The following is a 19,128-nucleotide window of genomic DNA, read 5'->3' as shown; positions in this document are numbered from 1 at the left end:
CCGAGATCACCCCGCGCAACGCACCCTCGCCCAGCTCCGCTTCGAGCCGATCGCACACCTCGTCGAACGCCGCCGCGAACACCGGAAACACCGCGTACAACCCACGACCCATCCCCACCCGCTGACCACCCTGACCCGCGAACACGAACACCAACCGGCCCGGCTCGGCGCTCGCCGTACCGCGCACCAGTCGCGGCCCTTCGCGGTCCTCGACCAACGCGTCCAGCGCCGCGAGCAGTTCGGCGTGGTCGTCCACGAACAACACGGCCCGGTCGTCGAGCGCGGCGCGCCCGGTGGCCAGCGAGTAGCCCAGGTCGACCAGCGGGGTGTCCGTCGCCGTCGCGACGAACGCCCGCAACCGAGCCGCCTGTTCGCGCAGCGCCGCGCCGCCGCGCGCGGACAGCGGAATCGGGGTCGGCAGCGCCGCCGGCGCCGCATCCGTCTCGGCCTCCGGCTCACCGGCGGTGGCGGTCGGGCTCTCCTCGGCTTCCGGCCGCTCCAGGATCACGTGTGCGTTGGTGCCGCTGACCCCGAAGGCGGAGATCCCGGCCCGGCGCGGCGCACCCGTCTCCGGCCACGCCACCGACTCCGTCAACAACGACACCGCACCCGACGCCCAATCCACCTGTGGCGAGGGCTCGTCCACGTGCAGCGTCCGAGGCAACACACCGTGACGCATCGCCTCGACCATCTTGATCACACCGCCCACACCCGCAGCCGCCTGCGCATGACCGATGTTCGACTTCAACGACCCCAACCACAGCGGCCGCCCACCCGCACGCTCTCGCCCATACGTCGCCAACAACGCCTGCGCCTCGATCGGATCACCCAACCGCGTCCCCGTACCATGCGCCTCGACCGCATCCACCTCCGCGGCCGACAACCCCGCATCCACCAACGCCGCCCGAATCACCCGCTGCTGCGACGGACCATTCGGCGCCGTCAAACCATTGCTCGCACCGTCCTGATTGATCGCCGTACCGCGGATCACCGCGAGCACGCGGTGTCCGTTGCGGCGCGCGTCCGACAGCCGTTCCAGGGCGAGCAGGCCGACGCCCTCCGCCCAGCCGGTGCCGTCCGCCGAGGCCGCGAACGAACGGCAGCGGCCGTCCGGGGAGAGGCCGCGCTGCCGGCTGAACTCCAGGAACACGCCGGGCTTCGCCATCACCGTCACGCCGCCCGCCAGTGCCAGCGTGCACTCGCCGCGCCGCAGCGCCTGGCCGGCCAGGTGCAGCGCGACCAGCGACGACGAGCACGCGGTGTCCACCGTGACGGCGGGACCCTCCAGGCCCAGTGCGTAGGCGACTCGCCCGGAGATCACCGCGGCCGCGTTGCCGGTCAGGAAGTAGCCCTCCAGACCCTCGGGTGCCTCGTGCAGGTGCGGGCCGTAGTCCTGGCCGTTGGAACCGACGAAGACACCGGTGTGGGTGCCCGCCAACGAGGCCGGGTCGATCCCGGCGTGCTCGAACGCCTCCCACGAGGCCTCCAAGAGCAACCGCTGCTGCGGGTCCATCGCGAGCGCCTCACGCGGCGAGATGCCGAAGAAGGACGCGTCGAACTCGCCTGCGGTGTGCAGGAATCCGCCCTGCCGTGTGTAGCTGGTGCCGACGTGCGCCGGGTCGGGGTGGTACAGCGCGTCCAGGTCCCACCCGCGGTCGACCGGGAAGCCGGTGATGCCCTCGCGGCCTTCCACGACCAACTGCCACAGCTCCTCGGGCGAGGTCACCCCGCCCGGGTAGCGGCAGCTCATCCCGACGATCGCGATCGGCTCGTCCGGATCGACCCGCACCGCGGGTGCGCTCGGGCCGGCCGTGTCGCCCGGCCCGGAATCCGGCGCGGCGCCGAAGAGTTCGTCGAGCAGGTGGCGGGCCAGGCCGTCCGGGGTCGGGTAGTCGAAGACCAGGCTGCCCGCCAGACGCAGGCCGGTGCTCGCGTTGAGGCGGTTGCGGATGTCGACCGCGGTGAGCGAGTCGAAACCGAGTTCCTTGAAGGTGCGGTGCGCCTCGATGGCGTCGACCGACGCGTGGCCCAGGACTCCGGCGGCCGCGCCGCGGACGAGTTCGCGCAGTGCGTGCAGCCGTTCGCTCGCGGGCAATCCGGCCAGGCCGGCCGGCAGCGCGGTGGTCGAGGATTCGGCGCTGTGGCCGTCGGCCGTACCGGCCAGGGCCCGCCGGACCTCGGGCAGGTCACCGATCAGCGGGCTGGGCCTGGTCACGGTGAAGGTGGTGGCGAACCGGGCCCACTGCACATCGGCGACCGCGAGGAAGGTCTCGTCGTCCGCGAGGGCCTGACCGAGCACGGTCAGCGCGGCCTCGGGGGCCATCGCGGTGACGCCGAGGCGTTCGAATCGCTCGCCGGTGTCTCCGGCGGACATCCCGGCGCCGGCCCACGCGCCCCACGCCACCGACGTGGCGGTCAGCCCTCGGGCCCGGCGGCGCTCGGCGATCGCGTCCAGCTCGGCGTTCGCGGCGGCGTAGGCGCCCTGCCCGCCGCCGCCCCAGACGCCCGCGTTGGAGGAGATCAGCACGAAGGCGTCCAGGTCGTCGCCGGGGCTGTCGGCGAAGAGCGCGTCCAGGTGCTCGGCGCCGCGTGCCTTTCCGGCCAGTACGGCCTCGGTCTCGGCCGGGTCGGCGTCCAGGAGCGGCGTGGACCGCATGACGCCCGCGGCGTGGACGACGGTGCGGATCGGGCCGTGCTCGGTGCGTACCCGCTCGACCAGTTCGGCCAGCGCGGCCCGGTCGGCGGTGTCGCACGCGGCGACGGTCACCCGCGCGCCCAGCGCGGTCAGTTCGGCGACCAGGGCGGCGGCGCCCGGCGTGTCCGGGCCTCGCCTGCCGGTCAGCACCAGGTGCTCCGCGCCGCGCGCCACCAGCCAGCGGGCGAGGTGTGCGCCGAGCGCGCCGGTCCCGCCGGTCACCAACGCGGTGCCCCGGGTGCGCCACTCGGCGGTCGGGCCGGCGGTGCGCGGGGCGCGGGTCAGGCGTCGGCCGTACACACCGGACGGTCGCAGCGCCACCTGGTCCTCGTCCGAGGCCGCGAGGACCGCCACGAGGCTCCGACAGGTCCGCTCGTCGGGGGTTTCGGGCAGGTCGATCAAGCCGCCCCAGCGCTGCGGGTGTTCGAGCGCCGCGACCCGGCCCAGGCCCCATACCGCCGCCGATCCGGGCGTCGGCGCGGCGTCGGTGTCGTGGCCGCCGCGGACCGCGACCGCGCCTCGGGTGAGCGTCCACAGCCTGGCCGGTACGTCCGCGTCCGCGAGCGCCTGGACCAGTGTCAGCACGGCCGAAGTCCGCGTCGACAGCCCCGACTCGCCTGCCGCGTCGGTCAGGGTGGTCTGGGCGGTCAGGGTGGTCTGGGCGGTCAGGGCGGTCTGGGCGGTCAGGGCGGTCAGGCAGAGCACGCCCTCGACGTGGGGGGCCTCGTCACGCGCGGCGCGCAGTGCGGCGGCGAGCTTCGCGCGGTCCGGGGCGCCGGTGGCGACCGGCACCGTGCGCACGGTGGCGCCGCGTGCGGTGAGTTCCGCCTCGATCGCGACGGCGATCGTGTCCTCGTCGGCGGTCGCGCCCGCCGACGTGATCAGCAACCAGGTGCCGGTCGCGGTGGGCGCCGCCGACTCGGGGATCGGCTGCCAGCCGATCCGGTAGCGCCACCCGTCGATGGTGGACCTCTCCCGACGCTGCCGGCGCCACGAGGACAGGATCGGCAGTGCCGCGTCCAGCGAGCGCCGGTCGTCGGCGTCCGCCGCCGGCATCTCGGGCAGCGCCGTCGGGTCCTCGTCGTCCACGGCCGCCCAGAACGCGGCCTCCTCCGGATCCTGCTCCCGGTCCGACCCGGCCACCGGGGCGTCCAGCCAGTAGTGCTCACGCTGGAAGGCGTAGGTCGGCAGGTCGACCGGCGGTGCGTCGACGGCGTCGTCGGGGCCGGTGAACGCGGGCGACCAGTCCACCTCGACGCCCTGGACGTACGCCTCGCCCAGCGACTCGAGGAAGCGCGCCGGGCCGCCGTGGTCGCGGCGCAGGGTGCCCACGGTCACCGCGCTCGCGTCGACCGCGTCCAGTGTGCCCTGCACGCCCACCGTCAGTACCGGGTGCGGGCTCGCCTCGATGAACGCGCCGATCCCATCCGCCAGCAGCGCCCGCGTGGCCAGGTCGAACCGCACCGGCTCACGCAGATTGCGGAACCAGTAGCCGGCGTGCAACCCGGCCGTGTCCAGACGTTCTCCGGTCACCGCCGAGTAGAACGGGATCACCGACGAACGCGGCACGATCGGACCCAGGATCTCCAGGAGTTCGTCCCGCAGGTCCTCCACCTGCGCGGAGTGCGACGCGTAGTCCACCGGGATCCGCCGGGCCCGTACGTCCTCCGCCTCGTATCCGGCCAGCAGCTCGTCCAGCGCGTCCGGCTCACCGGAGACCACCGTCGACGCGGGGCCGTTCACCGTCGCCACGCTCACTCGGCCGGACCAGCGCGGCAACCGCGCCTCGACGTCCGCGACCGGCAGGGGTACGGACACCATGCCGCCCCGGCCGGCCAGCGACACCGCGATCGCCCGACTGCGCAGCGCGACCACCCGGGCCGCGTCCGACAGCGACAGGCCGCCCGACACGCACGCCGCCGCGATCTCGCCCTGCGAATGACCCACCACGGCCGAGGGCACCACGCCGAACGAGCGCCACAGCTCGGCCAACGACACCATGACCGCGAACAACACCGGCTGAACCACATCCACCCGGTCCAGCCCGCCGGCCTCCGGATCCTCGGCGCGCAGCACCTCGGTCAGCGACCAGTCGACGAATTCCGCCAACGCCGCCTCGCACTCCGCGATCCGTGCGGCGAACACCGGCGACGCGTCGAGCAACTCACGTGCCATGCCCAGCCATTGCGAGCCCTGGCCGGGAAAGACCAGGGCCACCGCACGCCCGCTCACCGCGGCCTCGGCCCGAACCCCCCGGCCCGCCGCCAGGGACGCGAGCCCGTCGAGCAGCGTGTCCCGGTCCGTGCCGACCAGCACCGCGCGGTGCTCCATCGCGGCACGCGTGTCCACCAGCGCCCGCCCGATCGACGCGGGCGTCGCCTGCGGATCGGCCGCCGCGTACGCGCGCAGCCGTTCGGCCTGCGCGGGCAGCGCGGCGGCGGAGCGGGCGGAGAGCACCCACGGGACCGGGGTCGGCGCCGGTCGCGGCGCCGACGGGTCCGCCGGTGCCTGACGCGGGCTCGGGCTCGGGACCTGGTTCGGGGTCGAGTTCGGGGCCTGGTTCGGGCTCGGGCTCGGGACCTGGTTCGGGGCCGGGAAGGCCTGTTCCAGGACCACGTGCGCGTTGGTGCCGCTGATCCCGAACGAGGAGACCGCGGCCCGGCGCGGCGCGCCGGTCTCGGGCCAGGTCCGCTGCTCGGTCAGCAACGACACCGCGCCCGCGGTCCAGTCCACGTGCGGGGAGGGCGCGTCGACGTGCAGCGTGCGGGGCAGTTCGGCGCGGCGCAGCGCCTCCACCATCTTGATCACGCCCGCGACCCCGGCGGCGGCCTGGGTGTGGCCGATGTTCGACTTCAACGACCCCAGCCACAACGGCTGTTCAACCGCGTGCTCGCGTCCGTACGTGGCCAGCAGCGCGTGCGCCTCGATCGGGTCGCCCAGCGCGGTCCCGGTGCCGTGCGCCTCCACCGCGTCCACGTCCGCCGCGGACAGGCCCGCGTCGGCCAGCGCCGCGCGGATGACCCGTTCCTGGGCGAGGCCGTTCGGCGCGGTCAGGCCGTTGCTGGCACCGTCCTGGTTGATCGCCGAGCCGCGCAGCACGGCCAGGATCCGGTGGCCGTTGCGCAGCGCGTCCGAGCGCCGTTCCAGGACCAGGATGCCGGCGCCCTCGGCCCAGCCGGTGCCGTCCGCGGCCGCCGCGAACGCCTTGCACCGGCCGTCCGCGGAAAGTCCGCGCTGGCGGCTGAACTCGACGAACATGCCGGGTGAGGACATCACCGCCACGCCGCCGGCCAGGGCCAGGCCGCATTCGCCGCGCCGCAGTGCCTGGGCCGCCCAGTGCAGCGCGACCAGCGAGGACGAGCACGCGGTGTCCACGGTGATCGCGGGGCCTTCCAGACCGAGCGTGTAGGCCACCCGGCCGGACGCGACGCTGACCGTGCTGCCGGTGAGCAGATAGCCCTCGTGGCCGGCGGCGGCCTCGTGCAGGCGGGCGCCGTAGTCCTGGGCCATCGCGCCGACGAAGACACCGGTGCGGCTGCCGCGCAGCGAGTCGGGGTCGATCCCGGCGTGTTCCAGCGATTCCCAGGAGGTCTCCAGGAGCAACCGCTGCTGCGGGTCCATGGCCTGCGCCTCGCGCGGCGAGATGCCGAAGAAGGCCGCGTCGAACTCGGGGGCGTCGTAGAGGAATCCGCCGTACCGGGTGTAGCTGGTGCCGGACCGTTCCGGGTCCTGGTCGTAGAGGTTGTCCAGGTCCCAGCCCCGGTTGGTCGGGAACACCGAGACGGCGTCGGTGCCGTCCGCGACCAGTCGCCACAGGTCGGCGGGCGAGCGCACGCCGCCCGGCAGTCGGCAGCTCATCCCGACGATCACGATGGGGTCGTCCGCGTCGCGCCGCGCACCGGCGGCCGCGTCGAGGCCCGCGTCGGGACGGGGTTCGTCGGCGCCGGGGTCGGTGTCGAGCAGGAGGGCGCGCAGGTGTTGTCCGGTGGCCGCTCCGGTCGGGTGGTTGAACAGCAGCGTGGGCGGGAGGTCGAGCCCGGTGGCGGCGGTGAGGCGGTCGCGCAGTTCGACCAGGCTCACCGAGTCGAAGCCGAGGTCCTTGAACGACAGCGTCGCGTCCACCGTTCCGGCGGAACCGTGTCCGAGCACGACGGCGATGTGGCCGAGGACCAGGTCGGTCAGCGTCCTGGTCTGCTCCGCCTCGCCGAGCCCGGCCAGGCGCCGTACGAGCGGGTTCGACTCGGCCTCGCGCCGCACGTCGCCGTCCGCGTCGATCGCCGCCGCGACGGGCGCGGCGACCGGCGGTGCCGGGCGTTGCCCGGTCGGTACGTCCAGCCAGTGGCGCTCGCGCTGGAACGCGTAGGTGGGCAGCGGGACCCGGCGCGTGTCGGTGTGCGCGAAGGCGACCGAGAGGTCGACGGCGACGCCCTGGACGTACGCCTCGCTCAGCGAGCGCAGCAGGCGGTCGGCGCCGCCGTCGTCGCGGCGCAGCGTGCCGAGGGTGATCGCGTCGGCGCCGCGCTCGTCGATGGTGCCACGCATCCCGACCGTGAGCACCGGGTGCGGGGTCGCCTCGACGAACGCGCCGATCCCGTCCGCCAGCAGCGCCCGCGTCGCCAGGTCGAACCGCACCGGCTCACGCAGATTGCGGAACCAGTAGCCGGCGTCCAACCCGGCCGTGTCCAGACGCTCACCGGTCACCGCCGAGTAGAACGGAACCACCGACGAACGCGGCACGATCGGCCCCAGGATCTCCAGGAGCTCCTCCCGCAGGTCCTCGACGTGCGCCGAGTGCGACGCGTAGTCCACCGGGATCCGCCGACCCTCGACGCCGTCCGCGGCCAGCGCGCCGATCAGTTCCTCCAGCGCGTTCGGGTCACCGGAAACCACCGTCGACGCGGGCCCGTTGACCGTCGCGACGCCGATCCGGCCGGTCCACGCGGAAAGGCGTTCCTCGACGTCGGCGACCGCCAGCGGTACGGACACCATGCCGCCGCGCCCGGCCAGCGACCGCCCGATCGCCCGACTGCGCAAGGCCACCACGCGCGCCGCGTCCGACAAGGTGAGCCCGCCCGCGACACACGCCGCCGCGATCTCACCCTGCGAATGACCCACCACCGCCGCCGGCACCACCCCGAACGAACGCCACACCCGCGCCAACGACACCATCACCGCGAACAACACCGGCTGGACCACATCCACCCGGTCCAACGACGGCGCACCCGCACCACCCCGCAACACCCCGACCAGCGACCAGTCGACGAACTCCGCCAACGCCGCCTCGCACTCCGCGATCCGCGCCGCGAACACCGGAGAAGCGTCGAGAAGTTCGGCCGCCATCCCGACCCACTGCGAGCCCTGACCGGGGAACACCAGCGCGACCGGGCGTTCGGTGCCGCCGACCCCGCGCACCACACCGGGGTCGGGCAGGTCGTCGGCCGCGGCGAGCGAGGTGAGCGCGGCGAGCAGTTCGGCGCGTCCGGCGCCGAGCAGCACGGCGCGCTGCTCGAAGGCGGATCGGGTCCCGGTCAGCGCGCGACCCACCTCGGCCACCGTGAACTCGGGCCGCTCGGTCACGAAGTCGCGCAGCCGTGCGGCCTGTTCGACCAAGGCGTGCTCGGTACGACCGGACACCACCCACGGCAGCGGGGTCGAGGCGTCGTCGTCCCCCGCGTGAACCCTCGCGGCCTCGGTCGGCGCGTCCGGCGCGGAGGACAGCACGAGGTGGCAGTTGGTCCCGCCCATGCCGAACGAGGAGACCCCGGCGAGCAGTTCGCCGTCGGGTGCGGTCCAGGTGCCGGTGTCTTGGCTGACCCGGAGGTTGAGTCCGGCGAAGTCGATGTCGGGGTTGGGAACTTCGTAGTTGAGGCTGGGCACCAGTTCGCGGTGCTCCAGGCACAGCACGGTCTTGAGCAGGCCGACGATGCCCGCGGCGCCCTCGAGGTGGCCGACGTTGGTCTTGGCGGACCCGACCAGCAGGGGGCCGCGGGAGCGGTCGGCGCGGGCCGCGCCGATCACCGCGCCCAGCGCGGCGGCCTCGATCGGGTCGCCGACCCTGGTGCCGGTGCCGTGCAGTTCGACGTACTGGACGTCGGCGGGGTCGACGCCGGCCGCGCGGTAGGCGGCGCGCAGCACGTCCTGTTGGGCGAGCGGGTTGGGGGCGGTGAGCCCGGCGCCGCCGCCGTCGTTGTTGACCGCGCCGCCGCGGATCACGCAGTGGATGTGGTCGCCGTCGCGGCGGGCGAGGTCCAGCGGCTTGAGCACGATCAGCGCGCCGCCCTCGCCGCGCACGTAGCCGTTGGCCCGGGCGTCGAAGGTGTGGCAACGACCGTCGGGCGACAGGCCGCCGAACTTGGCGGCGCCCAGGGTGCTGTCCGGGATCAGGTTCAGGTTCACGCCGCCGGCCACGGCGAGGGTGGTCTCGCCCCGGCGCAGGCTCTCACAGGCCAGGTGCACGGCGACCAGTGCGGACGACTGGGCCGCGTCCACGGACATGCTGGGTCCGCGCAGGTGCAGCAGGTACGAGAGGCGGTTGGCGAGCACGCCGCGCTGCAGGCCGGTGACGGTGTGCCGGTGGACCGCCTCGGGGCCGGCCTGGTGCACCAGTCGCGCGTAGTCGTCGTAGTTGGCGCCGATCCAGACCCCGGTCGCGCTGTCGGCCAGACTCGCGGGCACGATGCCGGCGTTCTCGAACGCCTCCCAGCCCAGTTCCAGGGCCAGTCGCTGCTGCGGGTCCATCGACCGGGCCTCGCGCGGGCTGATCCCGAAGAACGCCGGGTCGAACCGGTCGACGTCGTCGATGAAGCCGCCCCACCGGGTGTTCATCCGGCCGGGGACGCTCGGGTCGGGGTCGTAGTACGCGTCCGCGTCCCAGCGGTCGGCGGGGGGTTCGGTGATGCCGTGGCCGCCGGCGCGCAGCAGCGCCCGGAAGGCGGCCGGGTCCGGCGCCTTCGGCAGCCGGCAGGAGATGCCGATCACCGCGATGGAGTCGTCTGCCGGCTGCACGGACGCGGACTTCCTGGCCATGGTGCTGGTACCCCCGTACCGAAAACGGATGGATCGAACGGTCGAGCGGAGTGTCGGGGCGGGACTCGGCCGCTCACCGAACGGCGAGTGCGAACAAGGACGGGCGGCGGATGCCGGCCGCTGGGCGGCGGGTATCGGTCGTCGGCGGTCGGCGGTCGGCGGTCGGCGGTCGGCGGTCGGCGGTCGGCGGTCGGCGGTGCGAACGAGCCGACCGCATGCCGTGGTGCGACCCGTCGCGGTCCGCCACCCGCCGCCCGCCGGAGCGGCCGGCTACTCCTCCCGCGCCTGCGACACCCCTTGCGCTTCGCTCGCGCGCATGTACGCGGCGAGTCGGGTCGGGGTCGGGTGGTCGAAGAGGTCGGCGAGTTTGAGCGAGCCGGACGTGATCGCCTCGGCCCGCTGGACCAGTTGCGCGCCGAGCAGCGAATGCCCGCCGTGCGAGAAGAAGTTGGTGTCGGCGTCGACATCGGGTCGGTTCAGGAGTTCGCGCCACAGCGCGACCAGGGCGGAGGTCGCCTCGTCGTCCGGCTCCGTGCCGCCGGCGCCTTCGACGCGGGCGGCGCGGTGTTCGGCGGCGAGCCGGACCAGCGCCGGGTAGTCGATCTTGTCGTTCAGGGTGGTCGGGAAGCTCTCCACCACGAAGAACTCCTGCGGAACGGCCGAGGCGGGCAGCTCGCCGCGGGCGTGCTCCCACAGCCCGTCGGAGGGGTCGGTGCTGGGCGCGGCCTCGACGAACGCGGCCAGCGTGGCGTCCGGGCCGGGGCCGCCGAGGACCACCACGGCGGCGCCCTTGACCTCGGGGTGGGCGCGCAACACCGCTTCCACCTCGCCGAGTTCGATCCGGTTGCCGCGCAGCTTGACCTGCCGGTCCAGCCGGCCCTGTACCTCCAGGGTGCCGTCGGCACGCCACCGGGCCTGGTCGCCGGTGCGGTAGTGGCGGCCGTGCTCCGGGTGCCGACGGAAGCGGTCGGCGTCCAGTTCCGGGCGCTCGTGGTAGCCGATGGCCACCCCCTCGCCCGCGATGCACAGCTCGCCGCGCACGCCGACCGGCAGTTCCCGACCGTCGGGGGTGGCGACGAAGACCCGGGTGTTGCGGATCGGCCTGCCCACCGACACCGGCCCGCCGTCGGTGTCGTCGGCGCCGATCCGGCCGGAGGTGGACCAGATGGTGGTCTCGGTGGGGCCGTACACGTTCCACAGCTCGCAGCCGGTGGCCAGCAGTTCCCGGGCCAGGTCGGCGGGCAGCGGTTCGCCGCCGCACAACACCCGCAGGCCGGCCAGCACCGGTCCGGCCTCGGCCAGCACCAGTCGCCAGGTGGTCGGGGTGGCCTGCACGATGCCGACCCGGTGCGTTCTGAGCACCTCGCGCAGCGCGGCGCCGTCGGTGCGGGCCGGGTCCGGGGCGACCACGAGTCGACCGCCCGTGGCCAGCGGCACGAACAGTTCCAGCGCGGAGATGTCGAACGTGAACGTGGTCATCCACAACGTCACGTCGGTGGGGCCCGCGTGCTGTTCGGCGGCGAAGTGCGCGACCAGGTTGGCCAGGTTGCGGTGGCTGAGCAGGGTGCCCTTGGGTCGGCCGGTGGAACCGGAGGTGTAGATGAGGTAGGCGCACGACTCCGGGTCGACGTCGACGTCCAAATCCAGGTCCGGGTCGAGTTCCGGGTCGAGGCCGGGCGCCGGGCCGGCGGCCGTTCCGGGGTCGAGCGCGGGCAGCGCGAGCACGGTCAGGTCGGCGATCTCCGGCAGCGCGACGCCGTCGGCGACCAGCACCGCCCGCGCCCGGGAGTCGGTGAGCTGGTACGCGATGCGATGTTCGGGGTGGTCCGGGTCGAGCGGGAGGTAGGCGGCCCCGGCCAGCCAGACGCCGAACACGGCGGCGGCCAGTTCGGGACCGCGCGGCGCGGCCAGCGCGACCACGTCGCCCGACGCCACACCGGCGCCGCGCAGCAGGTCGCGCACGGACCGCGCGCCCGCCCACAGTTCGCCGTAGCCGATCCGCCGGGTCCCGTCCTCGATGGCCGGCGCCGTCGGATCGGCCGCGACCCGGGCGGCGACCGCGGCCGGGACCCCGGCGGCGTCCTCGGCGCCGGTGTCGTTGGCGGCGGCGAGCAGCGCGCGCTCCTCGGCATACCCGATCGGGATCTCGCGCAGCGGCCGGTCCGAGGCGTCCGGGTCGGCGCCCAGGGCCAGCAGCAGCGCCTCGTAGCGGCGGGCCAGGGCGCGCACCTGGGCCCGATCCAGGACCTCGGTGTAGTGCACGGCGCGCAGCCGGATGCCCTCCGGCGCGGACATCAGTAAGAACTCCAGGTCGAACTTGCTGGCGCCGTTCTCGACCACGGCCACCGAGGCCTTGCGGCCGCCGATCTCCAGGTCGGGCAGGCCCATTCCGGGCACGTAGTTGAACACGTGCCGGAACAGCGAGTTGCGCCAGCCGGAGCCGTCCCGCTCGACGTCCTCGAGCATCGTGTCCACCGGCACGCCGGTGTGCATGAAGCCGGCGAAGAACACGTCCCGGGTGCGCCGGACCAGTGCGCGGAATCCTTCCGTCGGATCCACCCGCACGCGCAGCGGCAGCACGTTGATGTGGTAGCCGACGGCGCGCTGATCGCGCGGACCGCGCAGGTTGACCGGTGCGCCGACGGTCAGGTCCGGGCCGGCGCCGTGCGCCTCCAGCAGCGCGTAGTAGGCGGCGAGGAGCACCACCGCCTCGGGGGCCTTGAGTTCGCGCTGGAGTCGGCGCACCACGGCGGTCGCCTCGTCCGACAGGTCCACCACGAGCTGGTCGCCGGTGAGCGTGGTGGTGGCCGGTTCCGGGGTCTGGCAAGCCAGTTCGAGGCCGGCCGGGCGGAAGCCGGCGAGGTGTTCGCGCCAGTACGCCGGACCGGCCGGTGCGGGCGGCGCCTCGGTGAGCGCGGGCACGACGGTGCGCAGCTCCTCGGGCGGGCGGCCGGTCTCCACCAACGCGTCGTGTACAGCGACCAGTTCCTCGAGCACGATCATCGCCGAGGTGGTGTCGAAGACCAGGTGGTGTGCGGTCAGGCAGAGCACGTCCTGCTCGCCGTCGGTGAACACCACCGCACGGACCAGCGACTCGCCCGTGAGTGCGAACGGGGTGCCGGCGAACTCGGCCAGCGCGGCGTCCAGTTCACCGGCCGCGACCTGGACCCGGTCGATCCGGGCGGTGGTCGCGGCGGCCGGCCGCACCTCCTTGGTCAGCGTCGCGTCGTCGGCGTGGAAGACGGTGCGCAGCACCTCGTACCGGCGCAGCAGTACGGTCAGCGCCGAGCCGAGCGTCTCCGGGTCGAGTTCGCCGGTGCTCCGCAGCGAGATGGAGAGGTTGTTCACCGGCGTGCCGGGGACCATCTTCTCCAGCAGCCAGAGCGCCTCCTCCTTGCGCACCGCCGCGCTCCGGCGATCGGACCCGGCCCGCTCCGCGGCACTGCCGGGCGCGTCGATCCGCCCGGTGTCGGCGGCCGGGTCGGCGGCGGCCGGGTCGGTGTCCTTGTCGGCTGCCGCGACCGGAGTCGCGGTGTGCGCGTCGTGCGCGCCGGAGTGCCCACGCATGTCTGACGTCCCCTCATTGCACTGGTGCGTCGCCGCCGCCGGTGCTCGGCTCGGCCGGTTCTCGTGTCGGCCGATTCCCGGCCCGTTCCCGACCCGATCCCCGTTGTGGACCCGGCCGGTTCCCGACCCGGTCCCCCCGCTGTGGACCCGGTCCGTGCGCCGCGCCCGGCTCGCGGGCGCCGCCCTGCGGCGGGTCCTGGTCGGCCCGCCGCCTCGGGGCGAGGTCCGCCCCGGCGCTCGGCTCAGCCGAGCAGTCCCAGCACCGTGCGCGCCACGTCCTCGTCGCGCAGCAGGTCGGCGTGGTCGATGTCGAAGGTGATCTCCCGACCGATCAGGTCCTCGCGGCCGTTGCTGCGGGCCAGGTTCAGGCCGTTCGTCTCGGTGCGCGAGGTGATCGCGGTCGCGGCGGCCCAGCCCGCGGCGTAGTCGATCTCGGTGGCCGCGGTCAGATAGGAGACGAACGCGGTGAAGGTGCCGCCCAGTTCGGCGGAGCGCTCGGCGTCCAGGCCGGCCCGGGCGAAGGCGGTGCGGCCCACGTCCTGGAAGATCCGGTCCAACGCGGCTCCGAAGGCCACCAGTTCCGGGTTCTCCTCGCGGGCCTTCTTGCCGGCCTCCTGGGCGTCGCCGACCTCGGTCGCCGAGAGCACCACGGAGAGGTTGCCGACGACCTTGTGGAACTGCCAGTACAGGGTGAGTTCGGAGACCGCCTCGGGGTCGAAGAGCACCACCGCGGGCGCGGTCTCCTGGCGCTTGGTGACGTGTTCGGCCAGTGCCGCCGCGTACACGGAGCCGGCGCAGTAGCCGAACACCCCGACCACCGGGATGTCGCCGCCGGGCAGGCCGTCGACCCAGCGGGCCACCTGGTCGGCGCCCGAACCCGCGCCGGGCGCGCCGGCGCCGGTGGGTACCGTCTCCCACAGTTGCAGGCCCGGCGCGATCCGCGGCGCGAACTCGGCGAAGCCTGCCTCGGGCCGGCCGGTGGCCGGGAAGTCGGCGGCCAGGATGACCCCTTCGCCGCCTCGGTCGTTGAGCAGTTTCCACGAGCCCCGGTCCGCCATTGCGATCCCCCAGTCGGATGAGCCGGCCGGTTCGGCCGGCCGCGCTTTTCCAGTCGCTGCCTCTGTGGTCGACGCTATGCAGGGGTTTCCACGGACACCACCCATAGAAGTTCGACGGGCACCCGGAGTGAGCATGGGGGTACCCCGAACAACCCCTACGCGGTCGATCGGGGTCGTGACGTTGACCATTGCATCGAAATGAGAACTCGTGATAGTGGATCGAACACGGTGCGTGGCCGTCGCCGTGTTCGCCCGCGGACGCCCTCGACCGGCCCGAACGCGGGTTTGCCGGCAGCTTCCCGAGAGATTCCTGAGAGTTTCCTGAGCGTCGTGTCCGGCGCGCCCGGCGCGCGGCCGAGGCCGTGCGCGCCCGGCTGTCGGATTCAGCGAACGCTCAGGAACCTCTCAGCGACAGGCCACTCGGCGCCGGCACGGTACCGGCATGAGCGCACACGGGTCGCACCACAGCACGGTGCACCATCGGATCGCGGAGGCCGCCGGATGATCGAGGTCAAGCAACTGACCAAGCGCTACGACGACAAGGTCGCCGTCGACGACCTGAGTTTCACCGTCCGGCCGGGTCGGGTGACCGGGTTCCTCGGGCCCAACGGCGCGGGCAAGACCACGACGATGCGGATGATCCTGGGGTTGGACACCCCGACCGCGGGAGCGGCCACGGTCAACGGTCGCAAGTATGTGGATCTGCCGCAACCCATGCGCGCGGTGGGGGCGCTGCTGGACGCCAAGGCGGCGCATCCCAGCCGTACCGCGCGCAGCCACCTTGTCTGCCTGGCGCGCAGCAACGGCCTGCCGGCGCGGCGAGCGGGCGAGGTGCTGGAGCGGGTCGGACTGGAGGAGGTGGCGGGCAAGCGGGTCGGGCAGTTCTCGCTCGGGATGAGTCAGCGTCTGGGTATCGCCGCCGCGCTGCTGGGGGATCCCGACATCCTGATGTTCGACGAGCCGGTGAACGGGCTGGACCCGGAGGGCATCCGGTGGATCCGGCAACTGATGAAGCGGCTCGCCGACGAGGGCCGCACGGTGCTGGTGTCCAGTCACCTGATGAGCGAAATGGCGCTCACCGCAGACCACTTGATCGTGATCGGGCGTGGTCGACTGGTCGCCGACACCGGCCTGGAGGAGTTCATCGAGCGCAGTTCCACCCATTCCGTGCTGGTGCGCACCCCGTTCGCGGACGCGTTCGGCCGGGTGTTGACCGCGAACGGCGCGACGGTGCGGCTGGACGAGACGGGTGCGCTGGTGGTGTCCGGGATGGACAGCCTGGAGATCGGTCGCCACGCCGCCGCCGACGGGGTTCCGTTGGCCGAACTCACGCCGCAGCGCACCTCGCTGGAGGAGGCGTTCATGGAGTTGACCCGGGACAGCGTCGAGTACAACGTGACCGAAGGAGCGGTTCGATGACCACCGTGACCGAGACCCGCGAGCGGAGCGAGTCGACCGAGTCGCCGGCCGGAAAGGCGCGCGCCTACCGGGTGACCGACGTGTTGTTCTCCGAGTGGTCGAAGATCTGCTCGTTGCGCTCGACCGCGTACACGCTGTTGGCGACGATCGCGCTCGGGGTGGGGCTGGGACTGCTGTTCACCGCCGCCGGGGCGGCGCAGTACGAGGATTCGAGCGCGGCCGACCGGCTCGACTTCGACCCGACGGCGACCAGCATCAAGAGCTACATCATCGCCCAGTTGGCGGTGGGCGTGCTGGGCGTGCTCGTGGTCACCTCCGAGTACGCCACCAAGATGATCATGACCAGCATGGTCTCGGTGCCGCGCCGGTCCTGGCTGCTGGGCGCCAAGGCCGCGGTGTTCGCCGCGGTGGCGCTGGCGGTCGGCCAGATCGTCGGGTTCGCCGCGTTCTTCGTCGGCCAACCGGTGCTCGACGCGCGCGACGCGCCGTACGTGAGCCTGGGCGATCCGGGCGTGCTGCGCGCGGTGTTCGGCTGCGGGCTCTACCTCGCCGCGATCGGCCTGCTCGGCGTCGCACTGGGCACCCTGCTGCGGGCCACCGCCGGCGCGCTGGCCGTACTGGTCTCGGTCACCCTGCTGGTGCCCACCCTCGTCACCGCGCTGCCCACGTCGTGGGAGACCAACGTGCAGAAGTGGTGGCCCACCAACGCGGGCAGTCAGATCATGGCCGTGCACCGGGATCCGGACATGTTCGGTCCGTGGGCCGGGTACGGGATGCTCTGCGCGTGGGTCGCGCTGATCCTCGCGATCGCCTTCGCGGTCTTCCGCACCCGCGACGTGTAGCGCGCGACCGATGGCGCGGGCACCCGGATCGGCGGGACTTGGCTCGAACACGCACGGGAACGATGGGGGCTGGGCATGACAGGCGGGATCCACGGCGGGCCCGGCCGGGCTCGGCCCGGGCCGGAACTGCTCCTGGTGGTGGAGGACGAACCCACGGTGCGCGAACTGCTGTCCGCGAGCCTGCGCTTCTCCGGTTTCGCGGTCGCCTCCGCGGCCACCGGCGACGAGGCGCTCGCGATGGCCGGGCGCGATCGCCCGGATCTGGTCGTCCTGGACGTGATGTTGCCGGACATGGACGGCTTCGAGGTGCTTCGGCGACTGCGCGAGGAGTTCGGCGGCACCGTCCCGGTGCTCTTCCTCACCGCGCGGGACGGCTCCGAGGACAAGATCAACGGACTCTCCCTGGGCGGCGACGACTACGTCACCAAGCCGTTCCAACTCGACGAGCTGATCGCCCGGATCCGGGCCGTGCTGCGCCGGGCGCGGGGCGAGACGGCCGCCGGCGAGGGCACGCTGATCGTCGCCGACCTGGAGGTCGACGTGAACGCGCGCCTGGTCACCCGCGCCGGGCAGGCCATCGATCTGTCCCCGACCGAGTTCAAGCTGCTGCGCTACCTGTTGGAACACGTCGACCAGGCGCTGGAGAAGTCCCGCATCCTCAACGACGTGTGGCGCTACGACTTCGGCGGGGACGCGGGCATCGTCGAGTCGTACATCAGCTACCTGCGCCGCAAGGTGGACCACGTCGAACCGAAGCTGATCCACACAGTGCGCGGGATCGGGTACGTGCTGCGCAGGCCGCGCGCGTGACCGTCACCGACGCGGGCGCCGCGGCCGGGGCCGGGTCGAGCGCCGCGCGACCCGCCGAGGACGGGGCCGGCCCCGGCGACGGGCCGACCGGGCCGGGCCGGGCCGGGCCGGCGCGCCGGGCGGGCGGGCTGCTCCGGCGCGGCCGGCGGATCCTGGGCCGCCGATCGTTGCGCGCCCGGGTGTTGCTGCTGACCGTGTGCCTGCTCGCGATCGGCTTGCTGATCAGCAACGCGGTGGTGCTCGCCTCGCTGCGCGCGCCGCTGGTGGACCGGGTGGACAGCCAACTGCGCACCACCGGCCGCCTGATGGCCGGGGTCACCCCGCAGTTCCTGATCACCTTCCGCCAGTCCCCCGACCAGCCCCAGGCCCTGCCGCTGGACCTGGTCGGCGACCTGTACGTGGCCTACCTCGCACCGGACGGCCGCGTCGAGCAGACCGGTCGGGCCGGCGCCCACCGCGAGAACCCGGACCCCGAGCCGCCCACCCTGGACACCGCGGCCGTCACGCGCCGGGCCGGGCGCCCGTTCGACCTGGCGGGCCGCGGCGACACCACGTGGCGGGTGCTGGTCCTGCCGCGCACCACCGGCCCGCCCGGCTCCGGGGTGCTGGTGGCCGCGTCGCTCGACGAGGTCGAGGCCACCGTGGACCGGGTCCGCCTGGTCTGCCTGGTGATCACCGCGGCCACGCTGGCCCTGCTCACCGTGCTCGGCTTCTTCGCGGTCAAGGCCGGACTGCGCCCGCTGCGCCGGATCGAGGAGACCTCGGCGGCCATCGCCGGCGGCGATCTGGCCCGCCGGGTTCCGGACACCGCCGCGCCGAACACCGAGATCGGCCGGCTCAGCACGGCGCTCAACGGCATGCTCGCCCAGATCGAGACCGCGGTGGCCGCGCGCGCCGCCTCGGAGGCCCGACTGCGCCGGTTCGTCGCCGACGCCAGTCACGAGCTGCGCACCCCGCTGACCGGGATCAAGGGTCTGACCGAGCTGTATCGCATGGGCGCGCTGCCCGAACGCACGGACGTGGACCGCACGATGGACCGGATCGAGCGCGAGTCGACCCGGCTGGGCCGGTTGGTCGAGGACCTGCTGCTGCTCGCCCGGCTCGACGAGCGCGCCGCCGCCGATCCCGGCGCGTTGCAGTTGCGTCCGGAGCCGATGGACCTGCGCTCGCTGGCCGCCGACGCGCTGCACGACCTGCGCGCCCTGGACCCCTCCCGCGCGGTCAGGCTGACCGGCCCGGACGGCGGCCCGGTGAGCCCGGCACCGACGATGGGCGACGAGCGCCGACTGCGCCAGGTGGTCACCAATCTGATCGGCAACGCCGTCACCCACACCCCGGCGGGCAGCCCGGTGCGGATCGGGGTGGGCGCGATCGCGGACGGGGTGCTGATCGAAGTGGCGGACACCGGACCGGGGTTGACCGACGAGCAGGCGCACCGGGTGTTCGAGCGCTTCTACCGCGTGGACGGCTCGCGCAGCCGCAGCACCGGCGCGGGCGCGGGTCTGGGCCTGGCCATCGCCCAGTCGCTGACCCAGGCCCACGGCGGACGCCTGGAACTGCACACCGTGCCCGGCACCGGAGCCACCTTCCGCCTGGTCCTGCCCGCACACACCGGCGACCCGGCGACCTGACCCGCTCGCCCCGCCCGCTCCGTGCCGGGTCGCCCGGCCCGCGACCCGGCACGGCCCAGGACACCAGGGCGTGTCTTCCA

General features: G+C 73.7%; 7 protein-coding genes. 4 read left to right on the top strand and 3 right to left on the bottom strand.

Annotated features, from left to right (window positions below):
* The 3 genes from ACWCPW_RS38035 to ACWCPW_RS38025 form a co-directional block, all read right to left on the bottom strand.
* A partial coding sequence (locus tag ACWCPW_RS38035; RefSeq protein WP_449766154.1) for a type I polyketide synthase occupies positions 1-9,721 on the bottom strand: 9,721 nt, incomplete at its 3' end.
* Positions 9,722-9,991: 270 nt separating this feature from the next.
* Positions 9,992-13,288: a non-ribosomal peptide synthetase gene (locus ACWCPW_RS38030; protein WP_449766153.1), complete on the bottom strand. Its 3,297-nt coding sequence runs from the start codon at positions 13,286-13,288 to the stop codon at positions 9,992-9,994.
* Between the two features lie 242 nt (positions 13,289-13,530).
* On the bottom strand, positions 13,531-14,346 hold the full coding sequence (locus ACWCPW_RS38025) for a hypothetical protein (RefSeq protein ID WP_449766152.1): 816 nt from the start codon (positions 14,344-14,346) through the stop codon (positions 13,531-13,533).
* A 501-nt stretch (positions 14,347-14,847) separates the two neighbouring features.
* On the opposite strand from ACWCPW_RS38025, the gene ACWCPW_RS38020 reads away from it, so the two are divergent.
* The 4 genes from ACWCPW_RS38020 (at position 14,848) to ACWCPW_RS38005 (ending at position 19,048) form a co-directional block, all read left to right on the top strand.
* The gene (locus ACWCPW_RS38020) at positions 14,848-15,765 is read left to right on the top strand and encodes an ABC transporter ATP-binding protein (protein WP_449766151.1); all 918 of its coding nucleotides are present in this window, start codon (positions 14,848-14,850) and stop codon (positions 15,763-15,765) included.
* Complete coding sequence (locus ACWCPW_RS38015) at positions 15,762-16,607, top strand: ABC transporter permease (RefSeq protein WP_449766150.1); 846 nt, start codon at positions 15,762-15,764, stop codon at positions 16,605-16,607. Before ACWCPW_RS38020 ends, ACWCPW_RS38015 begins: the two co-directional genes overlap by 4 nt.
* Positions 16,608-16,682: 75 nt before the next feature.
* Positions 16,683-17,417, top strand: a complete 735-nt coding sequence (locus ACWCPW_RS38010; protein ID WP_449766149.1) for a response regulator transcription factor — start codon at positions 16,683-16,685, stop codon at positions 17,415-17,417.
* Positions 17,414-19,048 carry an ATP-binding protein gene (locus ACWCPW_RS38005; protein ID WP_449766148.1) on the top strand — a complete coding sequence of 545 codons (1,635 nt, stop codon included), beginning with the start codon at positions 17,414-17,416 and terminating at the stop codon, positions 19,046-19,048. Before ACWCPW_RS38010 ends, ACWCPW_RS38005 begins: the two co-directional genes overlap by 4 nt.
* Positions 19,049-19,128: the final 80 nt, after the last annotated feature.

Source organism: Embleya sp. NPDC001921, from assembly GCF_053594475.1.
The sequence above is the reverse complement of the archived record's forward strand: the minus strand, read 5'-3'. Positions and strand labels throughout refer to the sequence as shown.